This window comes from Pseudomonas sp. A, assembly GCF_056270345.1.
This window is the reverse complement of record NZ_CM149873.1, coordinates 4,948,322-4,974,675: the sequence shown is the minus strand read 5'-3', so window position 1 is coordinate 4,974,675 and position 26,354 is coordinate 4,948,322. Positions and strand designations below refer to the sequence as shown.

Sequence of the window (26,354 nt, the reverse complement as noted above, 5' to 3'; positions counted from 1 at the left end):
CAAGGCAACGGCCTTTTGCCGTTGCTTTGCCCGTTACCCAGCGCAATGCTGGGCAGCGGGCTGGTCTGAGCCAGAGGCCTGGCTGTTCGAACCATTGCCTGAGTGAGCCTCCGTGGACGCACAACCCCTTGTCACTATCGCCATTCCAGCGTTCAATCCCGACTTCTTCCGCAGTACGCTGAACAGCGCGTTGACCCAGGACTATCCAAACCTGGAGATCGTGGTATGCGATGACAGTGCCGGAAGTGAGATCGAGGCTATCTGCCATGGGTTGACCGAGGGCTCGAGCCGCGTCCTGCACTACGTGCGCAACCCTCGCAGGCTTGGTTTTGCCTGCAACCTGATGGCGTGCCTGGAGCAATCATCGGGGGACTACATCAAGTTCCTCTGCGATGACGACACGTTGCTCGGGTATTGCGTCGGCCTGCAGGTCAATGCGCTGGAGGGCCGGCCCGAGGTCAGCATGGTAATAGGCCAGCGGCTGGTGTGTGCCGCTGACGATGTGCTCCTGCCGTCACGTCCGCTCAACTTCATCATCTCTCCTGAGAGCGCGGTGTTGAAGGGGACGGATCTGCTCGACAGTATCGCCGACAACGTACCGAATCTGTTCGGCGGTATCAGTCACGCTTTGTTCCGCAGGGCGCAGGTCGAAGAGTATCTGCCGACGCTGGTGCAGGAAGGCCGTGGGTTCATTGCGCGACTGGATCTGGCGTTGTACACCTGCATGTTACGCCGCGGTGACTTGTGCAGCCTTGAGCAGATCCTCAGCCTCGAGCGCGTTTACCCGGGCCGGCTCAGTTATCAGTCCTCAATGACCGAGGCGGCCAAGGCCGAGACCGAATGGTTGCGGCAAATGCTCGCGGCCCGCACGGGTGACGCGGCGCCAGCGGTCGGCTGGGTGCGTTACCTGCCGCTTGCATCCTATCCCGCAGGAGAGGGGCAGGCGTGGGAGGAGGTTGACATGCGTGCGGCCTTTTCCAAGCAAATGGCCAATTACAATCAGCAGGTCGGTACCTACAGTCTCGATTTCACCGAGCTCTATGAGCAGTGGCTGGCGCACCGTGAACTATCGCCGGGCCAGGCCCGCCTACTGCCCAAGCGACTGGAGCAATGGCCTGTCCTTCCGCGTATCGTCGCCGTGGTGTTGTGCAACGAAGGTGAGGAGGAGGCATTGCGTGCCACTCTGGACAGCCTGGCGGCGCAATCCTATGCAGCGAGTCGCATCCTGATGGTCGCTCCGGCAGTCGTCGAGGGGGTGACTGAAGAGGTACGCTTCATCCGGCGGCGTGGTCACGGTTTTGCCGAACTTGAGCAGTGGCTTGACGGCAATGAGCAGGCCGAGTGGGTCTACCTGCTGCGAGCCGGTGACCGGCTGCATCCTCATGCGCTAGTGATCATGGCCGAGCGCATGGCGCTGCGTGCCGACTGTGCCTGCCTGTACAGCGACGAGGGCAGTCATGATGGGCTGGCGCCTTCCCACCCTATCCTGAAACCCGACTTCAATCTCGACTTGATGCGCAGCCTGCCCTATGTGGGGCGCCTGCTGGCATTTCGATGTTCGGTATTGCGTAACCTGGGTGGCTTCGATGAGCGTTTCGCTGCCCTGGCGCCCCACGACCTGCTCTGGCGCATAGTGGAGCAGCACGGCTTGCAGGCGGTGGAGCACGTCGCAGAGGTGCTGGTGCATTGCAAGGAAACCTACGCGAACTGGCTGGGCCACCCGGAAGGCGGGGGGCAGGCTGTGCAGGTGGTAGAGGCGCATCTGCAGCGCCTTGGGGTTGGTGCGCAGGTTGCCGGTGTCGAGGGCGGCATGGTCTCTCGCGTGACCTATCTGCATGACTACACAGCGAGCGTTTCGATCCTGATCCATGCGGGCACGCAGTTGTCGGTGTTGATGCGTTGCCTGCAGTCGTTGCTGGCCAATACCGCCTATGCTGGCTTTGAAGTGCTGCTGGTGGCTGACGAGCAGACTCCGGCCGATGTACTCGACTGGCTCTCGGCAATGGCTGGCATGGGTAGTGAACAACTGCGTGTGACTCGGGTCGCAGGTCGGGGCCGGGCGCATAGTCTCAACCTGGCCTGCCAGCAGGCGCGCGGTGAGTATCTGTTGTTGCTGGAAAGCACCTGTGTGGTGTACGAGTCGCAATGGCTGCAGGAGTTGATGCAACATGCCCAGCGACCGGAAGTCGGCGTGGTCGGACCCAAGCTTTTCTCCAGCGACGGCAACGTGGTGTCTGCAGGTCTCGTGCTCGGACTCAACGGCCTGGTGGGTAGTGCATTCGTCGGCTGTGCAGTGAATGCCGAAAGCTACATGAATCGTCTGGGCATGGTGCAGAACTGGAGTGCCCTGAGCCTCGATTGCCTGGTAATACGGCGGGAGCTGTTCACCGAGCTGGGTGGCCTGGATACGGCATCCCTGGAGCAGTCGCTGTTCGATGCAGATCTATGCCTGCGGGTTCGTGAAAAAGGCTACCTGGCTGTCTGGACGCCTTTCTCGAAGGTGGTCAGATTCCCCTCTGCACCGCACGAGGGAGAGGTGGTGCAGCTCGGATCCGCCGACAGCGATGTCTTCTTCGAGCGTTGGCTGCCGTGGATAGCCCGGGATCCGGCGTACAACCGCAACCTGAGCCTGAAACTGGCGAATTTCAACTTCGAGCCCGGCCTGCGATCGGGCTGGGACCCCTTCATGGCGCGGGCGATGCCGTCAGTGCTTGGCTTGCCGAGCAACACCTCGGCGATTGGTCACTACCGCGTGGTCCAGCCGTTTACTGAGCTTGAGCAGCGCGGTTGGATCCAGGGGCGGATCAACTACAGCACGCCGGGCCTGATCGAGCTGGAGCGGGAGAAGCCTGATGTGCTCATTCTGCAATGTCGCTACATGCCGCACAGCATCAGGGAGCTGAGCCAGCTCAAGCGCTATTCTGGCGCACGGCGCATCTACGAGCTCGATGACTACGTGATCGAGCCTTCGCAGAAGAATGACCATGTGCGCAACCTGCCAGGGAATATCCGCGAGCTGGTCCGTGAGGGCGTCGGCCTGTGCGATCGGGTGGTAGTTTCCACCGAGCCTTTGGCCGATGCGCTTTCTAGCATGCACCATGACATCCGGATTGTGCCGAACATGCTCTCGGCCCCCTTGTGGACTGGATTGACCAGTGAGCGTCAGACGAGCGCCAGGCCGCGTGTCGGTTGGGCTGGGGGGACCAGTCACCGTGGCGATCTGGAGTTGTTGCTGGAAGTCATCAAGACACTGGCCAATGAGGTCGACTGGGTGTTCTTCGGCATGTGCCCGGAAATGCTGCGACCCTACGTCAAGGAGTTCCATCCGGGCATCTCGTTTGCAGACTATCCGCGCAAGCTGGCCAGTCTCAATCTTGACCTCGCTCTGGCACCGCTCGAACAGAACCTGTTCAACGACTGCAAGAGCAACTTGCGGTTACTGGAGTATGGCGCATGTGGTTTTCCGGTGATCTGTACCGACACCAAGGCCTATGCGGGCTATCTGCCGTGCACCCGGGTGAAGGACAACAGCAGCGGGCAATGGCTGGAGGCGATTCGCATGCACCTTGCAGACCCGCAGGCCAGCTACCGGCAGGGCGACGCCCTGCGCGAGGCGGTATTGCGCGACTATTTACTGACACCGCATCACCTGCAGCATTGGGCCAATGCCTGGCTCGCGGACTGAATCTGGTAGCTGCGGGATGACCGCGCTCCGAACCGACATTTTGAAGAGGGCACTATGGCCGAAATCACAACTGCACCGTGCACCAAGGTGACTGTCGTATTGCTGGGGCAGGAGCAGGCTGACTACCGGGCTCGTGCGCAGCACTATTACCAGAGGGCCGGCGTCCAGTGCTTGTCGCTTGACGTGCAGCCTCAAAATCAGGCGGCGCAGCATTACAGCGAGCTTCTGGGGCAATTGTTGCAGCAGGTGACCACTCCCTACGTGGTGCTTGCCCACGAGTCTGACTTTGCGCTGGTTCCAGCCCTGCAGGCCGCCGTTGTTCAGCTGGAGGCGCAGTCGAGTGCCATTGCAGCCCAAGGCCATGCGCTGGGCTTCAGGACGGGCAATGCCCAGCTGACGTACCACAAGGTGGGGGGAGCAATTCCCGCACTGGAGGGCGAAGGGGGGCTGGCGCGTCTACGCCAGTATGGTCAGGCCCGCCGTCAGGCATGGCGTGCCGTCACCCGGCTGCCAGCCATGCTGGCGGCGCTGGATCAGACCCCAGCGGGCGATGATCCGGCCGTGTTCTGTCTGGGGCTGTCATATGCGATCCTCGCCCAAGGCGAAGTCGCCTTGCTCGAACAGACCGATGTGCTGTGCAGCCTGGAATCCGAGGGCTGCGATCAGGTCTTGCGCGAGGAGCGCATGAATCGTGCGTTGTTCGCTCTTCGTCAATGGGATGCCCAGGGGCAGGCCCTATGCGTTGGCGAAGGTGAATTTGCAGTACTCCATCGCTTCGTTCGCGGGACCTATGATCACGGCGAGGCGCCCCTGCTGTTCACTTCCACCTGGAGCAGCGTGATCGATGATCCTGAACGGCTTTTCGAGCCGCGCCAGTATGTCGAGATGCCTTACTACAACAGCGCCCTGTTTACCCAACTGGCAGCGCTGGAGTTTCTCTGCCATGCCTTGCCGGCTGGCAAGGCGCAGCACGCGGCACTGGAAGGCCGCTGGGTACGCCAGCGTGACCTGTTGCAGGTGCATCCCAATGACACGCCCGCCAGTTTGCAATTGCGTTACTGGCAAGCGCTGGCGCTCGGACTGTTCGACCCGCAGCTCTGTCAAAAGCTTGTGGAGACGTTGGACGCAGAACGCGATGGTGATCAATTGCGTGAGATACGCAATTGGCTCGAGCGTTTGCGACAAGTGCCGGGGGTTGATCACCAGCCGCGCTTGCAGGCCACCCCGTCCGGGCAATTGCTGGCGAGTATTGGCGCGGCGACGCCTGACGCTGCGGCGCGTCAGCAGGTGTTGAATCACCTGTCCAGCCATCCCGCTGCGCAGATCGCCTTCGTGGTACTGGATCTGGAGAACGATGATGCGGCGTTGCAGGCTACTTTCGACAGCCTGCTGGCCAGCGGTATTCGCGACTTCAAGCTGGTGGTCCTCAAAGGTGGCAAGCCGCCGGTGATCACCACTGCGCGCGATACCTTGCACTTTATCCAGGTCAATGACGGCAACTGGTTGGCGCATCTGAACCAGGTGGTGCGCCAGTTGCCGAGCGAATGGTTGCTGTTGTTGCAGGCAGGAGACGAACTGCAGACGGGTGGATTGCTGCACCTTCTGGTGGAGCTGGCCGAGTCGCCTGCTTGTCAGGCGATTTGTGCCAACGAAGTGCAGCGTGACGAGGAGGGACGTTTACATGCCGTGATGCGTCCTGGCGCGGACCTGAATCTGCTACGTAACCAGCCGGGCCTGATGTCCCGGCACTGGCTGTTGCGTCGTCAGGCGGTGGTCGATCTGGGTGGCTACAGCGAAGCCCACCGGCAAGCCCTGGAGTTCGACTTGCTGCTGCGACTGATCGAGGCGCAGGGGGTCGGTTGTCTTGCGCACCTGGATGACTATCTCGTCATCACGCAGCAAGCTACGGCTGCACTGATGGATGCGGCGCAAGGTGCGCTCAATCGTCATTTGACCCACCTGGGGTATCGCGCCCAGGTGAGCGAACAGCCGAACACTGGGTTGCGTATCGATTTTCGGCATGCGGCAACACCGCTGGTGAGTATTCTGGTGGCCAGTACGGGTGACCATGCCCAGCTCGAGGCCTGCCTGACCAGTGTCCTGCAACGTACCCGATACCCGCGTTACGAGGTGCTGGTGGTGTGCGCCGAGGAGGAAGTGGAGGCGTTGCAGCACCTGGGGGGGCGCGTACAGGTGTTGGTGGGCGAATCTGCTGGCTCGCGCAGTGCCTGGCTGAACCAGGCCGCAGGGCAGGCGCGCGGTGAGTACCTGGTGCTGTTGTCGGCGCAATGCCAGGTCATCACGCCAGCCTGGATCGAAGCGTTGCTCAATGAGGCGCAGCGCCCGGAAGTGGGTGTGACGGGAGCGGCGCTGCGTACCGTCGATGGCGCCCTGGCACATGGCGGCTATGCCCTATTGGAAGGGCCGCAAGTGGCGGTGCCTTGGCAGGGCATTTCGGACGAGGAGTGCCGCAATGCCCGCTGGCCGGAGGCCGTGCGCGGTTGTGCTGCCGTTTCGGCTGACTGCCTGATGGTTCGCCAGGAGGTGTTCGCCCATTGCGGTGGCTTGCAGATCGTGGAGGGGGCCGACCTTGACCTGTGCCTGGCGGCGACTGAAGCTGGCCAGTTGGTGGTGTGGACGCCTCAGGCACAGCTGCAGGTGAGCGCGTTGTCTGTACCGGCCGAGGGCCTGGCGCTCGAGCTGCAGGCTCGCTGGCCGGCGGCGTTCAGTGGCCGAGACGTACAGGTTCCTGCTTTGGCCTGGCTCGACCAACTCCGCCAGGGCTTGTAAGCCAGGCGGTTTATTGACGGGGTGCGGCGCCAGTCGCCGTATCCCCGTTTCGCGTCACCTTCTCCTCCCGGCATGTTCCGATGTCGTGCAATACCATCCTACCTCCCGCCCATCGCCAAAAACCTCGTAAACCCTTTGTATGACTGAGTGCTAACGGAATTGGCAATATTTTTGCTTTGGAAGCCCAAGTAGCTGAATTGGTCAGTATTTTGTCAGCCCGTCCAGGGCCGCGGCCTTCCAAGGTAAGTCGACAATGAAAACAGTCATCCTGGCCGGCGGCCTGGGTACACGCATCAGCGAAGAATCACACCTTCGCCCCAAGCCAATGATCGAGATCGGCGGCAAGCCGATCATCTGGCACATCATGAAGATCTACTCCCATCACGGGATCAACGATTTCGTGATTTGCCTGGGCTACAAGGGCTACGTGATCAAGGAATACTTCGCCAACTACTTCCTGCACATGTCCGACGTGACTTTCGACATGTCGGAAAACCGCATGCACATTCACAACCGCAATGCCGAGCCGTGGCGAGTAACGCTGGTGGACACCGGTGAGAACACCGCCACCGGCGGGCGGATCAAGCGCGTGCGTGACTACGTGGGCGACGACACCTTCTGCCTCACCTATGGCGATGGCGTGGCCGACGTCGATATTCCGGCGTTGATCGACTTCCACAAGAGCCACGGCAAGCTGTCGACGGTAACTGCGGTGCAGCCGCCTGGGCGCTATGGCGCGCTCGATGTGCGGGGCGAGCAGGTGCGGGGTTTCCAGGAGAAGCCACTGGGCGACGGTGGTTGGATCAACGGCGGTTTCTTCGTGCTGGAGCCTGGCATTTTCGACTACATCGACGGTGACGACACCACCTGGGAATACGAACCCATGCGCGCGCTTGCGCAGGACGGTCAATTGATGAGCCACACCCACCGGGGCTTCTGGCAAGCGATGGATACCCTGCGTGACCGCAATTACCTCGAAGAGCGCTGGAAGTTGGGAGAGGCGCAATGGCGGGTATGGCCGTAAGCCGCGAATTCTGGGCCGGGCGTCGGGTATTCCTGACCGGCCACAGCGGCTTCAAGGGTGGCTGGCTGGGTTTGTGGCTCAGCGAGCTTGGTGCTGAAGTGTACGGATATTCGCTTGCCCCGCAGACCCAGCCGGCATTGCACCAGAGCATTCGCCTGGCTGAGTGCCTGGCGGGCGAGTTCGCCGATATTCGCGACGCCGAGCAACTGCGTCGCAGCCTTCAGGCATTCCGTCCCGAAGTGGTCCTGCACCTCGCCGCGCAACCTCTGGTACGGGAGTCTTACCGGACCCCAGCGGACACCTACGCCACCAACGTCATCGGCACCCTCAACCTGCTCGAGGCCGTGCGCCAGTGCGACACGGTGCGCGCTGTGCTGGTGGTGACCAGCGACAAGTGCTACGAAAACCGCGAGTGGCTATGGCCCTATCGTGAGCAGGACGCCCTCGGTGGTCACGACCCTTACAGCAGCAGCAAGGCCTGTGCCGAGCTGCTCTGTGTCTCATGGCGTGACTCCTTCCTGCGCGAGCGCGGTGTCGCGCTGGCGACCGCCCGCGCCGGCAATGTGATCGGCGGCGGCGACTGGTCGGCCGACCGGTTGCTGCCGGACATCCTGCGTGCCTGGGATGCGGGCGAGTCGTTGACCCTGCGCTATCCGGGCGCGGTGCGTCCGTGGCAGCACGTGCTCGACCCGCTGCAAGGCTATCTGCTTCTGGCCCAGGCGTTGGTCGAACAGGGTCAGGCGGTTGCCCAGGCCTGGAACTTCGGCCCCGACAGCGAAGGCACGGCCACCGTTGGCGAGGTGGTCCAGGCCATGGCCGAGCGGTGGTCCGGCGATGCGCGCTGGGCGGTCGAATCGCTCGACCAGCCCCATGAGGCGGGGCTGCTCACCCTCGATTCATCCCGGGCCCGCCAACGGTTGGGCTGGCGCCCGAGCTGGGACTTGCCGCAGGCCCTGCAACGAACCCTCGATTGGCATCGTGCCTGGCGCGACGGCCAGGACATGCAGCAATACAGCCGTGCACAGATCGCGGAACATGAAGGCGAAAACAATGACTGATCAAACGGCGCAGCAGTTGCGCCAGCAAATTGCCGAGCTCGTGGGCCGCTATGCGGAGCTGGAACTGGCGACCCCGCAATTTGTACCCGGGCAGCATGCCATACCGCCGTCGGGCAAGGTCATCGGGGCGCCGGAGCTGCAAGCCATGACCGAGGCGGTGCTCGATGGCTGGCTGACCACCGGCCGTTTCAACCAGGCCTTCGAAAAGCGCCTGGCCCGCTATCTCGGCCGACGCGGCGTACTGACTGCCAACTCCGGGTCATCGGCCAACCTGCTGGCGTTTTCCGCGCTAACCTCGCCGCGTCTGGGTGACCGTGCCATTCGCAAGGGTGACGAAGTCATCGGTGTCGCTGCCGGTTTCCCGACTACGGTCAACCCGATCCTGCAGTTCGGCGCGGTGCCGGTGTTCGTCGATATCGAGATGGGCACCTACAACATCAACCCGGCGTTGATCGAAGCGGCTATCGGCCCGCGTACCAAGGCAATCATGCTGGCCCACACGCTGGGCAACCCGTTCAACCTCAAGGTGGTGCGCGAGCTCTGCGACCGCTATGGCCTGTGGCTGATCGAGGACTGCTGCGACGCCCTGGGCGCCACTTATGACGGTCGCCAGGTTGGCAGCTTCGGTGACCTGGGAACGCTGAGCTTCTATCCGGCGCACCACATCACCATGGGCGAGGGCGGGGCCGTGTTCACCGACTCGCCTTTGCTCAAGCGCATCGTCGAGTCGTTCCGCGACTGGGGGCGGGATTGCTATTGCGGTCCAGGCGAGGACAACACCTGCAGCAAGCGCTTTTGCTGGCAGCTTGGCGACCTGCCGCAAGGTTACGACCACAAGTACACCTACTCGCACCTGGGCTACAACCTCAAGATCACCGACATGCAAGCCGCCTGCGCCTTGGCGCAGATGGATCGGGTGGATGACTTCATCGCCGCGCGCAAACGCAATTTCGCCTGGCTCAGCGATCGCCTCGCCGGGTGCGCCGAACAGCTGATCCTGCCCCACGCGACCCCCAACAGTGATCCCTCCTGGTTCGGCTTCCCGTTGACCCTGCGCGACAATTGCGGCACCGATCGCCTGGACCTGCTGCGCCACCTCGATGCACACAAGATCGGTACGCGTTTGCTGTTTGCCGGCAACCTGACCCGCCAGCCCTATATGAAGGACCAGCAGTACCGCGTGGCCAGCGATCTACATGTCACTGACAAGGTGATGAAGGACACGTTCTGGACGGGTTTGTGGCCGGGGCTCGGCGAAGAGCATCTTGAGCACGTTGCCAGCACGATCGAACAGTACGTGCGCAGGTTGCGTTGATGAACTGCTTCGAACAGACGCGTTTCAAGCTCAATCGTCCACCGAAGCAGAGGCTCGAAGGATAGTTCATGGCCAGCCGCACCTACCCGCCGTTGCACACGGCACCGAAGCGTCCGTACTACATCTACGCTCCGGATTACCGTCAGACCTCGGCGGGCATTCGTGTGACCCACCTGATCTGCCATCTGCTCAATCGTTGCGGGCAGGATGCGTATCTGCTGTTCGCCAAGCAGACCAATCCGCTGTGGCATACGCCCCTGCTGACTGACATCCTGGAGCAGCAACATGCTGAGGCGGGGCGTCAACCGATCGTGGTGTATCCGGAGGTGGTGCGGGGTAACCCTGCCAATGGGCAATCGGTCGTGCGGTACTTGCTGAATGTGCCAGGATTGTTGGGGGGCGACAGCGAGTTCCCCGCCACGGACATGATTTTCGCGTATGGCGAGAACCTGCTTCCTGAAGGGCTTGGTGACGACCACATTCTGTTCATGCCGCCCATCGATACGTCGATTTTCAACAACCAGGCTAACAGTTTCGATCAACATCGAAAGGGCTGGTTGCTGTATCCAGGGCGTTACATCGATGCCTTGCAGCAGTACCCAGAGCTGGCTGCGAAATGCACCATCATCACGAGCAAGTGGCCCGCTACGCCGGAGGAAATGGCTGAGCTTTTCCGGCGCAGTGAGCGCGTCTACTGTTTCTCATCCACGGCCATTGCGCTGGAAGCAATGCTATGCGGTTGCCCGGCAGTGATTCTCAAGTCACCCTTTTTTGACGGTGTGCCTATTGGTGGTGGCGAGTTCGGTACTCACGGTCTGGCCTTTGAGGATTCTGATGAAGCAGTCGCTCAGGCCGTTGCCGGGCTGGATATTGTTTCGCAGACCTATGCCAGGCTGCAGAATCGCTTCTGGGAACAGTTTGATATCTTTATTGCCAAGACACAGGCGATGCCGATCCAGCCGCGTTTGCTCAATGACGTTTCCGTGGAACAGGGTGCTGCGACGCCAGCGTTTGCGCATAGCCAGATGGTCAGGCAGTGGCTGCGCCAGCGTACCCCCAATGATGCCCAGGCTGAATTGATCATCCAGCGCCTGGAGGCATGCCAGCAAGCATTGCCTCGTTTCGATTTTATTCTCGTGCCGGATGGCCAGCCAGGTGCGGTTGAAGTCACGCGTCAAAGCTTGCTGGAGCAAGGTTACCCATTCATTGGTATCCATCTGCCGGGCGATGCCGAAGCTGAAACCCTTAACGAAGTCGCGCTGAATCAATGTCACGGACAGTGGTTGTGCTTCGTTCGCGCCGGGACGACGTTCACGACGTTTGGGTTGGCCCTCCTTGCCCTGGAATTACTGGCATCGGCGAATGTGCGCGCGTTCTACACCGATGAGGTCGTCCGCCATCCTTCCGGCGATATGGAAACGATACTGCGACCGGACTTCAACCTCGACATGCTACTGAGCGCGCCAGCAGACATGGCGTATCACTGGCTTTACAAGCGTGAGGTATTCCTCGACGCAGGTGGTTTTGACCCGGCATGTGCCGGTGCGATCGAGCTTGCCCTGCTACTGTGGTTGATTGAGGGCAGTGACGGCGTGGACGGCCTTGCGCATGTCAGTGAGCCGGTATTCATCACAGATGCCATCCGGCCGGCCCATAGTCCGCAGGCGCAGGCTGTTGTGGCCCAGCATCTGAACCGTCGTGGGTATACGCGCGCAAGGGTGCAGAAGCACCTTCCAGGCATTCATCGAATCCATTACGGCCACGGGGATGAGCCGCTGGTCTCGATCATCGTTCCCATTGGTGGGCAAGCTGGACAGATCCAGCACTGCATCACCTCGCTGATGGAAACAACCACCTATCCCCGCTATGAGATTCTCCTGCTGGACGATGGCGAGGCTGATTGGGCCACGCGGGTCTGGCTCGATGCTCTTGCGTCCCAGCAAGTGGGTGGCATCAGTGTGCTGACCGGCGGTGGTGCGGTGGCCATGCAGCGTGCTGTCCAGCATGCCCGAGGTGATTACCTGCTCATGTTGAGTAGTGACACAACGGTGGTCCACAGCGACTGGCTGGATGCATTGCTCAACCACGCGCAGCGCCCGGAGGTGGGAATTGTTGGCGGCAAGTTGCTGCACCCTGGTGGCACGGTGGAGCAGGCCGGCATGGTGCTTGGACTCAACGGTGCAGCAAGTACTGCCTTCAGTGGCCAGACCAATGGTTTGGGCTATATGCGCCGCCTCGAAATGGATCAGAACTACAGCGCGGTTTCCGCTGCCTGCCTGATGATCCGGCGCTCGCTTTTCGAGGCGTTGGGTGGCCTGGACATGCTGCAATTCAACGGCTCTGGCGCAGCCATCGACTTGTGCCTGAAGTCGATGCAAGCGGGCTATCTCACCGTCTGGACGCCTCACGCTGTTCTGTTCTGCGAGGGTCGTGATGTGTCCGGGCAGGAGGCTGCGACCAGTGACGAAGGGCAAGCGCAGCAAGATGCGCTGTTGCGAAAGTGGTTGCCTCTAATTGCTCATGATCCGGCGTACAACCGCAATCTGACTCTGCAAGGTTCTGGTTTTACGCTGGAAACCGATCCCGGGCTCGCCTGCCGTTATTTAAGCTGGCGTCCGCTGCCCGTGGTGTTGACGATGCCTGCGGATTTCGAAGCCAGTGGACATAGCCGCATCATCGATCCCGCGCTGGCCATGAGGAGCAACGGTCAGGCCGATATCCGTCTGGCCCTTCGCAATTATTCGCCGGTTGAGCTCGAACGTTTGCAGCCTGACGCATGGGTCATGCAGCCGCCTCGCCTCGAGACGCAGGTCGAGGCATTGCGGAAAAACGCACGGTTCACATCGGCATTCAAGGTGCTGGAGGTCGATACTCTGTATTGCACAGAGGCTGGGGATTCACTGTCGGCGCCGGTTGACGGAGCGCTGCGTCGCTTGTCTGCCATGGCCGACCGGTTGCTGGTGGCGACGTCGGGATTGGCCGAAGCGTTGCGCGATACCTGCGCGGATGTTCGTGTAATCCCTGATCGATTGAATCCGGCTCGCTGGAGCGGGTTGCGGAGTCAGCGGCGGTTCAGTGCTCGTCCTCGCCTCGGGTGGGTTGAAGGAGGGGGCGCGCAGGAGCAGGCATTGTTACTGGAGATCGTCCAGCAGTTGCATGGGGAAGTCGACTGGGTATGTCTGGGTCAGTGTCCGTCGCTTCTTCGCCCTTATCTTAGCGAGCAGCATGATGCGGTGTCGTTCGATGAATATCCGGTAAAGCTTGCCTCCTTGAATCTGGACCTGGCCATCGCGCCCTTGGCTCCGGGTTTGCTCGGCGAATGCCGAAGCCCGTCGCGCCTGTTGGAATATGCCGCGTGCGGAGTGCCTGTGGTCTGCAGTGACGTTTGGTCCCTGCAAGGGCTGTCTGTGATACCGGTCAGGAACATTTCCAGGGACTGGGTTGAAACCATTCGGATGTACCTGGCGGAGCCGGAGGCCAGCGCCAGGTGTGGCGATGCATTGCAGGAAGCGGTCCTGACGCAGTGGATGCTGGATGAGGACCATATCCAGACGCGACTAAAGGCCTGGCTCCCCGGCTGACGGGCGGGTACGCAACAGGCCGCGATTATCCACACAACATTTACAGGATCGGTGCACTGCAAGGTCATCATCCATTTGCGGTAGTCCAGACGGACCAAGATCTGGGCGCCGACATCCATTCAGTCATGCGAGTGAGCAGGGGAGCTTTAATGAAAACCATCAGCCAACGTGACAAAGATCTGTTCGAAAACCTGTTCGTGCTTGAACTGGCCAACAATCACTGGGGCAGCCTGGAGCGGGGGCTGAAGATCATTCGAGATCACGGCGCAATCGCACGCTTCAACAATGTCAAGGCTGCGATAAAACTGCAGTTTCGCGACGTCGATGAATTCATCCACCCGGACTTCAAGGGTACGACAGAGCTGCGCTATGTGAAGAAGACCGAGGACACTCGACTGAGCAAGGCCGAGTTTGCCCGGATGGTTGAGGAAGTCCGCAATCTGAGTTGCATTCCCATGGCTACCCCGTTCGACGAGGCCTCGGTAGACCTGTGCGTCGAGTTCGACATGCCGATTCTCAAGATTGCCAGTTCTGACATGAATGACTGGCCATTGATCGAGAAGATCGCCTCCACGCGCCGTCCGACCATCATCTCGACTGGGGGGGCATCGGAGAAGGACCTCGATGACGTAGTTCGATATTTCGAGAAGCGTGACATCCCGCTTTCGATAAACCACTGCGTTTCGCTCTACCCCAGTGAAGATGATGAACTGCACCTGGATCAGATCGACTATCTGCGCAATCGCTATCCAGGTCACGTGATTGGCTTGTCTACCCATGAGTATCACGACTGGCATTCGTCGATGCTGATCTCCTACGGCAAAGGAGCCCGTACCTGGGAGCGTCATATCGACATACAGTATGAGGGCGTTCCGGTCTCCAACTACTGCTCGCTGCCGGAGCAGTGCGACAGTTGGTACAAGGCATTCCACAAGGCCAAGGAAATGTGCGGGGGCGTGAGTGCCAGCCGACGCATCATCTCGCGCAAGGAAACCGAGTATCTCAACGCCCTCGTGCGCGGCGCCTATGCGCGACGTGACCTGGAGCCTGGTTATGTGCTGACGCGTGACGAATTCGAAAAGGATTTCTATCTGGCCATCCCGTTGCATAAAGGGCAGCTGTCGTGCCGTGAGGTGATGAATGGCGAGCGTCTCTTGCAGTCGATCAAGGCCAACGAGCGCTTGACTATCGAGCATATCGACGGCCCCTACAGCGAAACGCCCGCGCTCAAGAACCTGATCCTGAACAGGGGGCTTTGAGCATGAAGCGTGTTTCCGAGCAGATCGCTCAGTGGTTGGTGCAGCAGGGTGTCGAACAAGTCTTCACTGTCACTGGCGGCGGTGCCATGTTCCTCAATCAGGCGCTTGGTGGGCATGAGGGCCTGCGTTGCACTTTCATGCACCATGAGCAGGCATGTGCCATGGCTGCTGAGGGGTACGCACGGGTCACCGGCAAGCCTGCGGTGGTGATGCTGACCACCGGGCCGGGTTCGATCAATGCTCTCAATGGTGTGCACGGCGCATTCACCGACTCGATTCCGATGATCGTGATCTCTGGTCAGATCAAGCGTGAAACCTGTGTTTCCTTCCAGGACGTGCCGGGCCTGCGGCAGTTGGGTGACCAGGAGGGGCCGACCATCGCGATGGCCAGTCCGGTTTGCAAATATGCCCGGATCGTGCGCAGCGAAAAAGACCTTGAGGACATGCTGCCCACCGCCTACGCCGAGGCAGTTGGCGGACGTCCTGGGCCGGTATGGCTTGATATTCCCCTGGACATCCAGCAGTCGACCGCGTCGATCAATATTCCCGCCCCGGTTCTGACTCGGCCTGCTCCGGCCGAAGGTCTGAGGAGCGCCTGCACGCAGATCGCCCGTCGTTTGCTGGAGTCGCATCGACCGCTGATCCTGGGTGGTACGGGGGTTCGGCTTTCGGCTACGGAGAAGCGCTTGCTGGCCTTGGTCGAGCGCTACCGTATCCCTCTGGCCACTGCGTGGACTCACGACCTGATTGCCAGTGACCACCCGCTGTTTGCCGGGCGCCCTGGCACCATCGGTACGCGCTCTGGCAACTTCTGTCTGCAAACCGCTGATTTCGTGCTGGTGTTGGGGTCACGGTTGAATGTGAGACAGACGAGCTACAACTGGCAGGCCTTTGCGAGAAACGCCTGGGTCGCTCAGGTGGATATCGATGCTGCGGAACTGAACAAGCCCACCGTTCGTCCAGACCTCGGGGTTGTCGCAGACCTGAATGATTTTCTGGATATGTTCGAGGAGGAGCTGGCGCGTTGCGTCCTGCCGAACTTCTCCGCTTGGGTGCAATGGTGCAAACGCATTGGCGAGACCTACCCGGCTATTGCGGAGCATCGCCAGCAAGCTGGGGCGGCGCTCAATCCCTATGTCATGGTAGAGCGTATCTTTGCTCAGATGCGTCCTGACGACATTGTTGTCTGTGGCAATGCTTCTGCGTGCATCCTGCCGTTCCAGGTGGGAGCGCTACAGTCTGGTCAGCGTTTGTTCAGCAACTCCGGCTCGGCCTCCATGGGGTATGACTTGCCGGCGGCCCTGGGTGCTGCAGCGGCTGCTGCTCAGGAGAATGGGCGGCGGGTGATCTGCTTCGCGGGCGATGGCAGCCTGCAGATGAATATCCAGGAGTTGCAGACGCTGAAAACCGTCGCGGCCAATCTCATCGTGATTGTTCTGAACAACCGTGGCTATCTTTCCATCTGGCAGACGCATGAGAACTTCTTCGGTCGTGTGATTGGCGCAACTCCCGAATCGGGAGTGGAGTTCCCTGATTTCACCGCCGTTGCTCGCGCCTATGGTTTGCGGGCCGAATCGATCCACGGTGAGGAGGATCTGCGCCGGCTCGATGAGCTCTTGGGCTGCAACGGGCCACTGCTCATCGACTTGCACGTTGATCCTCGGCAAGAGTTCGTGCCGCGCATCAAATCTCGCGTCGATGCTAACGGTGCATTCGTGACGCCAGAGCTGGACGACATGCACCCGTTCCTTGAGCAGGCGACACTCGAGCAGTTACGCAACGAGGCCCTGGCCATACGCGCAATCCCCCATACCGTCACTGACTCAGGAGCCAACGGCAATGGTTGACAAGACTTATCGCACTGCTGATTTCAATGCCCTGCGTGAGCAGGCGGCCGGTTTGCCGCGGACACATATCGAACCAGGCAGCGTCATCTGGATTTTTGGTGCGGGCAACTTCGGTCGAAGCCTGGCGGCGGCGATGCAGAAACAAGGTATTGTCGTGGCGGGCTTTGTCGAGACCGCTCCCCGTGTGGCAACCGTGCTTGACCTGCCTGTGCTGGACTGGCGGGCATTGGCGCGGGAGCATTCGGGAGCGCGGCTGGCGCTTGGGATCTTCAATCGCGATACGCCGTATGATGAGCTGCTGACGATTGCCGCCGAGGCAGGTTTCGCACCGCCGTTGATGCCGTGGATGCTGTACGAGCAATTTTCCCAAGATCTTGGCTGGCGATTCTGGCTCAGCGCCCGTTCGTTCCTGTTAGAGGCAATGGGACGAATTGCTGGAGTGGCCGAGCAATTGGCTGATGAGCAAAGTCGGGAAATCCTGTATCGCATGTGCGCGTTCCGTCTTGGCCTGGATATGGAATACGCCAGCTACCTTTCCAGCGAGGCGCGCTACATCAATGAATTGACCTTGCCTGCGTTGCGGGGCCACGGTATCACCTACGTGGACTGCGGTGCCTATGATGGTGACAGTTACGAAGAGCTGATAGCGTGTCCCGACATTACCTGCAAGCAAGCGTTTTTGCTGGAGCCTGATGCGGAAAACTTCAGTCGTCTGGTAAGGCAGGTAGCGCTTGGCGGTACCAACGCCGTTTGCTTGCCCATGGCCGCTGCCCAGACCTACAGTATCCTGACGTTCAACGCCGGACAGGGAGAGGCTTGCTCCCTGAGTCAGGATGGTGCTGGCACTTCGATCGCAGCGGTAGCCTTGGATCAAATGCTGCCCTGTCTGCCGGTTGACCTCATCAAGCTCGATGTCGAAGGGGCAGAGGCTCAGGTGCTGAGGGGAGGCGAGCAGATCATCCGTCGCAGCCGTCCAACGCTGATCGTATCGCTCTACCATAACCCGGAAGATCTCTGGGAGTTGCCGGAGCTGCTGTTCAATTTCTGCCCGAACTACCGTTTCTACATCCGCCAGCATTGCCCGAATACATTCGAGTCGGTCCTCTACGCTGTACCCAACCCATGAACGTGTTACTGACCGGGGGTACTGGATTTTTCGGGCGCGCATTGTTGCGGCATTGGCAGGAATGTGCAGATGCCGGCGCCCAGGTACCCAAGGTTACTGTGCTAAGTCGGATGCCGTATGCATTCCTTGAGCGGTACCCTGAGTTTGCGGGCCAGCCTTGGCTGCGCCTGCATGAAGGTGACATTCTGGTGCCGGATTCGCTGCCGGTATCACGGAATTTTACGCATGTGCTGCATGCGGCTGCTGACTCGACAACCGGGCCTGCCCTCGGCCCGCTGGAGCGCTATCTGCAGATCGTCGACGGAACCCGGCATCTGCTGGACTATGCCGTTGCCAATCGTATTCCGCGTTTCCTGCTGACAAGTTCTGGTGGCGTTTATGGTCCTCAGCCGCAAGGCATGGGGAGCATCGTGGAAAGTTACAATGGCATGCCGGATCCGCTCGAGCCAGGACATGCATATAGTGTGGCCAAACGCTGTGCCGAGCATCTTTGCGCCCTGTATGGCCATCGGCACGGTCTTGATGTTGTGATTGCCCGCTGTTTTGCCTTCGTCGGGCGTGATTTGCCTCTGGATGTGCATTTCGCCATCGGCAACTTCATCAGGGATGCGCTTGGTTCACCCGTCATTGCAGTGAATGGCGATGGTACGCCCGTGCGTACCTACATGGATCAGCGAGATCTGGCGCACTGGCTAGAGGTGCTCCTGAGTAGCGGGAAGCCAGGGCATGCCTACAACGTAGGCTCTGATGAGGTCATTACGATCGGTGAACTGGCACACTTGGTTCGCGACACACTCGCGCCCGGGAAGCTTGTGCGCATTGCTCAGCGTGAAGAGTCGCCTGGAAGTTTCCGGAATCGTTACGTGCCAGCAATCAGCAAGGCGCGTGATGAACTGGGGCTATCCCTGCGTTACAACCTGGCAAGGTCGATACGGGATGCGGCGGAGCATGTGGGTCGTTGACCGGTACGTAATGACTCTCTTCTTCTTTGATGTATCAGGAATGCAAGCATGAACAACGACTTCCCTGCTTCGTTGCGACGTGAGCGCGTGGCTCAACAGTGCATCTGCTGTGGTGGTGTGCAACTGCAACGGTCGCCGGCTATTCTCATGCCGTTCGTTTCCCATCGGGCATTGGGGCTGGCGCCTGTTCTCATTGATGAGCAGTGGGGTCTGAAATCCATTCCTCAAGGTATGGCGTATTGCCTGTGCAATACACTTCATTGTTCACAATGTGAATTGTTGTTCTTGGACATTCGTTTTTCCGACCGCGAGATGGCCTGCCTGTATGACGGCTACTACGGTGAGGCATACGAAGCGCTTCGAGAACACTATGAACCCGGCTTCAAGGCGCGAAATCTTGCCCTGAGGGCGCCTAGCGAGCTAATGGGGCTGACGATCGATTACATTCTGCAGTACCTCAGCCCCGTGCGCATCCTTGATTGGGGAGGGGGAGATGGCACGAACACTCCGTTCAAGGGGGATGGGTACCAGACTGACATCTTTGATATCGACCGCAAACCTACCGTGGTGGGTACTCGCAGCGTCGCAAAGGACGATGTTGACGGCGTCGCTTACGATCTCATTGTCTGCCGCCAGGTGCTTGAGCATGTTCCCTATCCAACGGATGTGCTTGCCGAGATCCGTCACTGCATGGGGGATGAGACTTTGCTCTACGTGGAGTTGCCGCATGAGGCGCTCATGGTCGGCAACCAGGCGCTTTCACCGTCGCAAAAGCGGCATTGGCACGAACATATCAACTTTTTCTCACCTGCTGCGCTCGCTAACCTCTTCCTGGCCTGCGGTTTCAAATTGTTGAATGTGCAATCGACTCCTATAGGGAGTGACCCACGATTGAGCTCAGCCTCTCGGATTCTGCAGGCCATGGTAAGGAAGGCATAAGTACTGCGGGTAATGTCGCAGTGGCATTGGCGTTGAAATGAAGGCCGGCGGTGCAATGCCGCCGCCTGACGCCGTGAGGTCTTCGGGCGCTTCAATAGCGCAGGTGGCATTGCGTGGATTACAGGATTGGTCGTATAACCGTGACCTGGCAGTCAAAACGTGCATCACACATGCATTGAGTCTGCGGGCAGCCATGTCGACATGCCAGGCCAGGCGTATGGTTCTGGTCGCCAGCCCCGTGATTTTTCGTCATTTCCATTGGGAAGCCACAATGATTGGCATTAAAAGCATCGCCAGTTACGTACCTGTGGAGGGCGTCGACAACTACGCCCAAGGTGCGAAATTCGGCAAGGATCAAGAATTCATTTTCGGCAAGATCGGTTCGACCTTCCTGCCGCGCAAGGGTGTCTCCCAGGAAACCTCCGACCTGTGTGTCGAGGCCGCGAAAAATCTGTTCGCTGCCAATCCGGCACTGGACCCGGCGTCCATCGATGTCGTCATTGTCGTCACCCAGAACGGTGACGCGGAAGGCCTGCCGCACACGGCGGCCATCGTTCAGCACAAGCTTGGGTTGTCGACCGCCCTTGCCGCGTTCGACATCTCGCTGGGCTGCTCGGGCTATGTCTATGGGCTGTACGCGATGAAGGGCTTCATGGAGGCCGCAGGCCTGAAGAACGGCTTGTTGCTGACCGCTGACCCTTATTCGAAGATCGTCGACCCAGAGGATCGCAACACCACCATGCTGTTCGGCGACGCCGCTACCGCCACCTGGATGGGTGATGGGGCGATCTGGCAATTGGGCAAGTCGCTGTTTGGCAGTGATGGTGCCGGTGCCGAGCATCTGCGTACCACCGACGGCAAGTTCTTCATGAACGGTCGTCAGGTCTACAACTTCGCCCTGGTCAAGGTGCCTGCGCACTTGCAGCAGTTGCTCGAGGCCAGTCAACTGAAGGCCGAGGATGTCGACCTGTACTGCCTGCATCAAGGCAGCGCTGCGATTGTCGATGCCGTTTCCGCGCGGTTCTGTGAAGGCGAGCACAAGGCCAGGTTCGTCAAGGACATGGTCGAAACCGGCAATACCGTTTCGTCGAGCATCCCGCTGCTGCTGGAGAAGCATGTGCTTGGATCGCAGCACCAGCGCGTCGCCCTGAGTGGCTTTGGCGTGGGCCTGTCCTGGGGGTCGGCCATTATCGAGCGCGCCACTTGACCGAAAGTGGGTGTTCAGCAGAAGCGCCGACCACAAGTGGTCGGCGTTTTTTTTTGTTCTGGGGTTGAGTTTCTGGCGTCAAATCCCTGAATTCATTGAGGGTGGCAGGGTGCCAGTAAAAAATTTGAGAATTCGCCCTAAAGCAAACTGCCCTGGCGACGATAAACATTACGAAGGTTCTCTAGGCCAACCACCCGGCGAATTGCCAAGGCCGGAAGCCGTAGTACCCAATCCAACGAGGAATTCGTCATGGCTTTGACTGTAAACACTAACACCACCTCTCTGGGCGTTCAGAAGAACCTGAACCGTGCTTCCGACGCACTCAGCACTTCGATGACCCGTCTGTCCTCCGGCCTGAAAATCAACAGCGCCAAAGACGACGCCGCCGGCCTGCAGATCGCTACCCGCATGACCTCGCAGATCCGTGGTCAGACCATGGCTATCAAGAACGCCAACGACGGTATCTCCATCGCCCAGACCGCTGAAGGCGCGATGCAAGAGCAGACCAACATGCTGCAGCGCATGCGGGAACTGGCCAACCAGTCGCGAAACGACTCCAACAGCACCCTGGACCGTGAAGCACTGGACAAAGAGTTCCAGTCGATGCTGAAGGAAATCGACCGTATCGCCAGCAGCACCGAACTGAACGGCAAGAAGCTGCTCAACGGTAGCTCGGGTGTCATGACCTTCCAGGTTGGCTCCAACATCGGTAGCGACAACCAGATCACCATCAGCCTGAGCTCCTCGATGAGCACCGGCACCGGTGGCGCTCTGAGCGGTCTGAACGGCAAGGCCATCACTGGCACCAGCGCCAACATCGAAGCCAACTTCACTGCTGCCATGAGCGCCATCGACGACGCTCTGCAGGCAATCAACACCTCGCGTGCTGACCTGGGTGCTGCCCAGAACCGTCTGACCAGCACCATCAACAACCTGCAGAACGTCAACGAGAACGCCGAAGCTGCTCGTGGCCGTGTACAGGACACTGACTTCGCTGCTGAAACTGCCCAGCTGACCAAGCAGCAGACCCTGCAGCAAGCTTCGACCTCGGTTCTGGCCCAGGCCAACCAGCTGCCGTCGGCAGTCCTGAAGCTGCTGGGCTAATCTGCCTGATAGCTGATGGCGGGGAAGTGCTCTCCAGGCGCTTCCCCGCCTTTTCATTGTGAGGTGGTGGACATGGACATGAGCGTCAAGCTGAACCTGTCTTACCCGGCCGCAAGGATGGCCGAGCAGGTTGCCGATAAACCGGTTGCCCGGTCTGTGAATGTTCCCGGCGACGGCGAAAAAAGGCAGGATCCGGCCAAGGTGCAGGGCGCCGACAAGGTCAAGGACGCTGTCTCGGAAATCGAGAAGTTTTTGAAGGAAACGCGACGTAACCTGGAATTCGTCACTGACGAAGAATCCGGTAAGATCGTGGTCAAGGTCATCGCCAGCGAAACGGGCGAGTTGATCCGACAGTTGCCCTCCGAAGAGGCCCTGCGGATTGCTCATAGCCTGAGCGATGTCAAGAGTGTTCTGTTCGACGCCAAGGTCTGACCGGCGGCGAACACCATCATGTAATTCAAGTTGGCCTTGCAGGAGCGGGGCTGACGCATTGAAGAGAGGAGCAACAGCATGGCAAGCCCGATTACTACCAGCACGGGTGCAGGCTATGGGCTCGACATCGCCAACATCGTCAAAGTGTTGGTGAATGCCGATACATCGGCCAAGGCCAATCAGATTGCCCGGCAGACGAGCAACAACTCGGCGATGATCTCCGGCATCGGCTCCCTGCGCAGCGCCCTCACGGCGTTCCAGGATGCGATGAAGAAGCTCAACGACAAGGATGCTCCTTCTTTCAATGCATTCGCCGGCACGTCCGCCGACGAAAAAGTGGTCAAGATCAAGTCTGGCAACACTGCGGTTGCCGGTGCCTACGATATCAAGGTCGACAAGCTGGCCACTGGTTCCAAGGTCGCCAGCCAGAAGTTCGTCGGTGGAGCGGCGACGCCGATCGATGCCGGGGAGTTGGTGATCAGTCAGAATGGCAAGGACTACAAGGTCACCGTTGCCAGCGGCGCCACACTGCAGACCGTGCGTGATCAGATCAACAAGGAAATGAGCACCAAGGGGATCACTGCCAACATCATCAACGAGGCAGGTGGTTCGCGGCTGGTGTTCAGCTCCACCACGACTGGTGCAGGTAGTGATATTTCTGTTGGCGGTATTGCGGCACTGGCTATCGACGGTACCCAGCCGATTTCGGGAGGCGGTGCCGGTTACATCAGTGCGAAGGCCCAGGATGCGGAATTTTCCATCGATGGACTGAAACTGACCAGTCCGACCAATACCGTGGACAAGGCGATCAGTGGCCTGACCCTCGAGCTTACCGGTACCACTGCGCCGGGCGCCGCCACTGGCACCAAAGTGACTGTGGCCCTTGACAATCAAGGGCTGCAAAAGTCGGTACAGTCGTTCGTCGATGCCTACAACACCCTGCAGAAGGCTATCACTTCGCTGGTAACGCCAGAGAAGGATGCGAGTGGCAATGTCAAGAGCCTTGGTCCGCTGACCAACGATCCGACCACGCGTTCGTTGGTGGGTGACGTACGCAAGGTGCTGGCTGATGTAGGTGCCGGTGACAAGTTGACTACCCTCAGTCAGCTGGGTGTCAATACCAAGAATGATGGTACGCTTGAGTTCAACAGCACCAAGTTCAATGCTGCGCTGAACGACAAGAAGCTCGGTCCGGAAATTCAGGAATTGTTCTCTGGTACCAATGGCCTGTTCGAGCGAATGAACAAGGCGATTGATCCGTACAATGCGTCTGGTGGTACGCTGGATTCGCGCAAGAACAACCTCGACAAGGCGACCAAGGATCTGCAGAACCAGCAGGCCGCACTGGATCGTCGTACCGAGTTGCTGACAGCGTCGCTGACCAAGAAATTCTCCGCGCTCGACGCGGCCCTGGCCAAGATGAAGAAGCAGGGCGAGCAGATCACCTCGATCTTCGAGGCAATCAACGCCCAGGCCAAGAAGTCCTGATCGATCGCGCATGACAAAAGCCCGGCGGCGCCTCACAGGCGTGCCGGGCTTTGTCTTTTCCGGCTAAAGTTTTTTGACGCGGCGGCGATACAAGAGGTATATGCACCTTTTCGCTGCAACGAGGTAGATCCATGAACCCGATGTTGGCCCTTCGGCAATACCAGAAAGTCAATGGCGTGGCACAGACTTCTGAAGCCAGTCCGCACCGCCTGGTGCAGATGCTCATGCAGGGTGGTCTCGACCGCCTGGCCCAGGCCAAGGGCGCCATTGCCCGCAAGGATATCGCCCAGAGGGGCATTCTGATCGGCAAGGCCATCGATATCATCGGCGGCCTGCGCGAGGGTCTCGACCTGGAGAACCATGCCGACAGCCTGACCGACCTGGACAACCTGTACACCTACATGAGTCGTCGCCTGGTCGAGGCCAACGTCAAGAGCGATCCCGAGATCATCGACGAAGTCGCGCGTCTGCTGATCACGGTCAAGGAAGGCTGGGACGCGATCGGCGAACAGCAGCCGGCGCCCTGAACCAGGAGGTTGTCATGAGTGAGGTGATCGAGCGTATCGACCAGACCCGCGAGCTGCTGCTCGCCGCCCTGGCCAGTCGCGACTGGGAGGCGGTTGGCGAGCTGGATCTGGAGTGCCGCCTGTGCGTCGACGATGTGCTGGCCGAGGCGTTGTCGAACGAGGATGAGGTGCGTGCCAGTCTGGAGCAGCTGCAGGCTGTCTATCGGCAGCTAATCGAAGTTGCAAGTGGCGAGCGTCAATCAGTGGTCGACGAGATGGCGAAGATACGTCAGGCAGAAAACGCGACAAAGGTATACCATTTGTTCACCTGACCACAGGTTACACAAAAATCAGCGCGCCATAAATTTGACTGTGTGCCGTTTTTTGACTTTACTAGTGGCTGTTTTCGAAATTCAGACGTCCGAACACTGACCATTCAGTCGGAATGATGTCGTGCACGCCTTCGGGCGCCGATATGACTAGGGAAGTTGCTATTGCATGTGGCGTGAAACCAAGATTCTCCTGATCGATGACGACAGCGAACGCCGCCGCGATCTGGCGGTGGTCCTGAATTTTCTCGGCGAAGAAAACCTGTCCTGCTCCAGCGACGACTGGCAGCAGGTGGTCGAGGGTTTGTCTTCCAGCCGTGAAGTGCTGTGTGTCCTGATCGGTACCGTAAATGCCCCGGCCAGCGTGCTGGGGCTCCTTAAGACAGTGGCCGGGTGGGATGAGTTCCTTCCGGTTCTGCTTCTGGGTGAAATTTCTTCTGCGGACTTCCCCGAGGACCTGCGCCGCCGTGTGCTGTCCAACCTCGAGATGCCGCCGAGCTACAGCCAGTTGCTCGACTCCCTGCACCGTGCCCAGGTCTATCGCGAGATGTACGACCAGGCCCGCGAGCGTGGTCGCCAGCGCGAGCCCAACCTGTTCCGCAGCCTGGTGGGCACCAGCCGTGCCATCCAGCATGTGCGGCAGATGATGCAGCAAGTGGCCGACACCGATGCCAGCGTGCTGATCCTTGGCGAGTCGGGCACCGGCAAGGAAGTGGTGGCGCGCAACCTGCACTACCACTCCAAGCGTCGCGAGGCACCGTTCGTGCCGGTCAACTGCGGGGCGATCCCCGCGGAGCTGCTCGAAAGCGAACTGTTCGGTCACGAAAAGGGCGCCTTCACCGGGGCGATCACCAGCCGTGCCGGGCGTTTCGAGCTGGCCAACGGCGGCACGCTGTTCCTCGACGAAATTGGCGACATGCCCCTGCCGATGCAGGTCAAGCTGCTGCGCGTGCTGCAGGAGCGTACCTTCGAGCGGGTCGGCAGCAACAAGACCCAGAGCATCGATGTGCGCATCATCGCCGCGACGCACAAGAACCTCGAGACCATGATCGAGGACGGGACCTTCCGCGAAGATTTGTATTACCGGCTGAATGTGTTCCCGATCGAGATGGCGCCATTGCGTGAGCGGGTCGAAGACATCCCGTTGCTGATGAACGAGCTGATTTCGCGCATGGAGCACGAGAAGCGCGGCTCGATCCGCTTCAACTCGGCGTCGATCATGTCGTTGTGTCGCCACGGCTGGCCGGGCAACGTCCGCGAGTTGGCCAACCTGGTGGAGCGCATGGCAATCATGCATCCGTACGGGGTGATCGGCGTGGCGGAGCTGCCGAAGAAGTTCCGTTATGTGGATGACGAGGATGAACAGCTGGTCGACAGCCTGCGCTCCGATCTCGAGGAGCGCGTGGCGATCAATGGCCATGCGCCGAACTTCGCCAGCCACGCCATGCTGCCGCCCGAGGGGCTGGACCTCAAGGACTACCTCGGCAGCCTCGAGCAGGGGCTGATCCAGCAGGCGCTGGATGATGCCAACGGCATCGTTGCCCGGGCTGCCGAACGACTGCGCATCCGGCGTACCACGCTGGTGGAGAAGATGCGCAAGTACGGCATGAGCCGCCAAGGTGGCGAGGAACAGGCGGACGACTGATCCCGTCTTGCCTGGACGCAATGGTCGGGGGCTGTGACAGTCCCGGCCATTGCCTTC

The 26,354-nt window shown here is 59.9% G+C and carries 18 protein-coding genes; all 18 read left to right on the top strand.

Annotated elements, in window-relative coordinates:
- Positions 1-112 precede the first annotated feature (112 nt).
- Entirely contained in the window at positions 113-3,685 is a 3,573-nt protein-coding gene (locus AC0MAZ_RS22205; protein ID WP_475859193.1) for a glycosyltransferase, read from the top strand.
- A gap of 54 nt (positions 3,686-3,739) precedes the next feature.
- The gene (locus AC0MAZ_RS22200; protein ID WP_475859191.1) at positions 3,740-6,475 is read left to right on the top strand and encodes a glycosyltransferase; all 2,736 of its coding nucleotides are present in this window, start codon (positions 3,740-3,742) and stop codon (positions 6,473-6,475) included.
- A 253-nt stretch (positions 6,476-6,728) separates the two neighbouring features.
- Positions 6,729-7,499: a glucose-1-phosphate cytidylyltransferase gene (gene rfbF / locus AC0MAZ_RS22195; protein ID WP_234560347.1), complete on the top strand. Its 771-nt coding sequence runs from the start codon at positions 6,729-6,731 to the stop codon at positions 7,497-7,499.
- Positions 7,481-8,557 (top strand): CDP-glucose 4,6-dehydratase, encoded by a 1,077-nt coding sequence (rfbG, locus tag AC0MAZ_RS22190; RefSeq protein ID WP_234560346.1) that lies wholly within the window; start codon positions 7,481-7,483, stop codon positions 8,555-8,557. The genes rfbF and rfbG overlap by 19 nt, the downstream gene beginning before the upstream one ends.
- Positions 8,550-9,872 (top strand): lipopolysaccharide biosynthesis protein RfbH, encoded by a 1,323-nt coding sequence (gene rfbH / locus AC0MAZ_RS22185; RefSeq protein ID WP_234560345.1) that lies wholly within the window; start codon positions 8,550-8,552, stop codon positions 9,870-9,872. Before rfbG ends, rfbH begins: the two co-directional genes overlap by 8 nt.
- A gap of 68 nt (positions 9,873-9,940) precedes the next feature.
- Positions 9,941-13,453, top strand: coding sequence for a glycosyltransferase family 2 protein (locus AC0MAZ_RS22180; protein ID WP_475859188.1), 3,513 nt, complete (start codon positions 9,941-9,943; stop codon positions 13,451-13,453).
- A 149-nt stretch (positions 13,454-13,602) separates the two neighbouring features.
- Complete coding sequence (locus AC0MAZ_RS22175) at positions 13,603-14,712, top strand: N-acetylneuraminate synthase family protein (RefSeq protein WP_186714849.1); 1,110 nt, start codon at positions 13,603-13,605, stop codon at positions 14,710-14,712.
- Between the two features lie 2 nt (positions 14,713-14,714).
- Complete coding sequence (locus AC0MAZ_RS22170; protein WP_475859187.1) at positions 14,715-16,559, top strand: thiamine pyrophosphate-binding protein; 1,845 nt, start codon at positions 14,715-14,717, stop codon at positions 16,557-16,559.
- Positions 16,552-17,685, top strand: coding sequence for an FkbM family methyltransferase (locus AC0MAZ_RS22165; protein WP_475859185.1), 1,134 nt, complete (start codon positions 16,552-16,554; stop codon positions 17,683-17,685). The genes AC0MAZ_RS22170 and AC0MAZ_RS22165 overlap by 8 nt, the downstream gene beginning before the upstream one ends.
- Entirely contained in the window at positions 17,682-18,647 is a 966-nt protein-coding gene (locus AC0MAZ_RS22160; RefSeq protein ID WP_475859183.1) for an NAD-dependent epimerase/dehydratase family protein, read from the top strand. The genes AC0MAZ_RS22165 and AC0MAZ_RS22160 overlap by 4 nt, the downstream gene beginning before the upstream one ends.
- A gap of 48 nt (positions 18,648-18,695) precedes the next feature.
- Positions 18,696-19,586, top strand: coding sequence for a class I SAM-dependent methyltransferase (locus AC0MAZ_RS22155; protein WP_475859182.1), 891 nt, complete (start codon positions 18,696-18,698; stop codon positions 19,584-19,586).
- Positions 19,587-19,857: 271 nt separating this feature from the next.
- Positions 19,858-20,793, top strand: coding sequence for a ketoacyl-ACP synthase III (locus tag AC0MAZ_RS22150; protein ID WP_475859180.1), 936 nt, complete (start codon positions 19,858-19,860; stop codon positions 20,791-20,793).
- A gap of 249 nt (positions 20,794-21,042) precedes the next feature.
- Complete coding sequence (locus tag AC0MAZ_RS22145; protein ID WP_186714844.1) at positions 21,043-21,897, top strand: flagellin domain-containing protein; 855 nt, start codon at positions 21,043-21,045, stop codon at positions 21,895-21,897.
- A gap of 72 nt (positions 21,898-21,969) precedes the next feature.
- On the top strand, positions 21,970-22,329 hold the full coding sequence (locus tag AC0MAZ_RS22140) for a flagellar protein FlaG (protein ID WP_234560338.1): 360 nt from the start codon (positions 21,970-21,972) through the stop codon (positions 22,327-22,329).
- 78 nt (positions 22,330-22,407) lie between these two features.
- On the top strand, positions 22,408-23,817 hold the full coding sequence (gene fliD / locus AC0MAZ_RS22135; RefSeq protein WP_475859178.1) for a flagellar filament capping protein FliD: 1,410 nt from the start codon (positions 22,408-22,410) through the stop codon (positions 23,815-23,817).
- A 131-nt stretch (positions 23,818-23,948) separates the two neighbouring features.
- Positions 23,949-24,344 (top strand): flagellar export chaperone FliS, encoded by a 396-nt coding sequence (gene fliS / locus AC0MAZ_RS22130; protein ID WP_475859176.1) that lies wholly within the window; start codon positions 23,949-23,951, stop codon positions 24,342-24,344.
- A gap of 14 nt (positions 24,345-24,358) precedes the next feature.
- Entirely contained in the window at positions 24,359-24,655 is a 297-nt protein-coding gene (fliT, locus tag AC0MAZ_RS22125) for a flagellar protein FliT (protein ID WP_186714840.1), read from the top strand.
- 166 nt (positions 24,656-24,821) lie between these two features.
- Positions 24,822-26,297, top strand: a complete 1,476-nt coding sequence (gene fleQ / locus AC0MAZ_RS22120; protein WP_186714839.1) for a transcriptional regulator FleQ — start codon at positions 24,822-24,824, stop codon at positions 26,295-26,297.
- The last annotated feature ends 57 nt before the right edge of the window (positions 26,298-26,354 follow it).

Excerpts from the sequence above, each read along its gene's own strand:
- rfbF (WP_234560347.1), top strand. The coding sequence starts at position 6,729 with ATGAAAACAGTCATCCTGGCCGGCGGCCTGGGTACACGCATCAGCGAA.
- AC0MAZ_RS22200 (WP_475859191.1), top strand. The coding sequence starts at position 3,740 with ATGGCCGAAATCACAACTGCACCGTGCACCAAGGTGACTGTCGTATTG.
- AC0MAZ_RS22155 (WP_475859182.1), top strand. The coding sequence starts at position 18,696 with ATGAACAACGACTTCCCTGCTTCGTTGCGACGTGAGCGCGTGGCTCAA.
- AC0MAZ_RS22145 (WP_186714844.1), top strand. The coding sequence starts at position 21,043 with ATGGCTTTGACTGTAAACACTAACACCACCTCTCTGGGCGTTCAGAAG.
- fliD (WP_475859178.1), top strand. The coding sequence starts at position 22,408 with ATGGCAAGCCCGATTACTACCAGCACGGGTGCAGGCTATGGGCTCGAC.
- AC0MAZ_RS22170 (WP_475859187.1), top strand. The coding sequence starts at position 14,715 with ATGAAGCGTGTTTCCGAGCAGATCGCTCAGTGGTTGGTGCAGCAGGGT.
- AC0MAZ_RS22175 (WP_186714849.1), top strand. The coding sequence starts at position 13,603 with ATGAAAACCATCAGCCAACGTGACAAAGATCTGTTCGAAAACCTGTTC.
- AC0MAZ_RS22165 (WP_475859185.1), top strand. The coding sequence starts at position 16,552 with ATGGTTGACAAGACTTATCGCACTGCTGATTTCAATGCCCTGCGTGAG.
- rfbH (WP_234560345.1), top strand. The coding sequence starts at position 8,550 with ATGACTGATCAAACGGCGCAGCAGTTGCGCCAGCAAATTGCCGAGCTC.
- AC0MAZ_RS22180 (WP_475859188.1), top strand. The coding sequence starts at position 9,941 with ATGGCCAGCCGCACCTACCCGCCGTTGCACACGGCACCGAAGCGTCCG.
- AC0MAZ_RS22160 (WP_475859183.1), top strand. The coding sequence starts at position 17,682 with ATGAACGTGTTACTGACCGGGGGTACTGGATTTTTCGGGCGCGCATTG.
- fliT (WP_186714840.1), top strand. The coding sequence starts at position 24,359 with ATGAGTGAGGTGATCGAGCGTATCGACCAGACCCGCGAGCTGCTGCTC.
- AC0MAZ_RS22140 (WP_234560338.1), top strand. The coding sequence starts at position 21,970 with ATGGACATGAGCGTCAAGCTGAACCTGTCTTACCCGGCCGCAAGGATG.
- fleQ (WP_186714839.1), top strand. The coding sequence starts at position 24,822 with ATGTGGCGTGAAACCAAGATTCTCCTGATCGATGACGACAGCGAACGC.
- rfbG (WP_234560346.1), top strand. The coding sequence starts at position 7,481 with ATGGCGGGTATGGCCGTAAGCCGCGAATTCTGGGCCGGGCGTCGGGTA.
- fliS (WP_475859176.1), top strand. The coding sequence starts at position 23,949 with ATGAACCCGATGTTGGCCCTTCGGCAATACCAGAAAGTCAATGGCGTG.
- AC0MAZ_RS22150 (WP_475859180.1), top strand. The coding sequence starts at position 19,858 with ATGATTGGCATTAAAAGCATCGCCAGTTACGTACCTGTGGAGGGCGTC.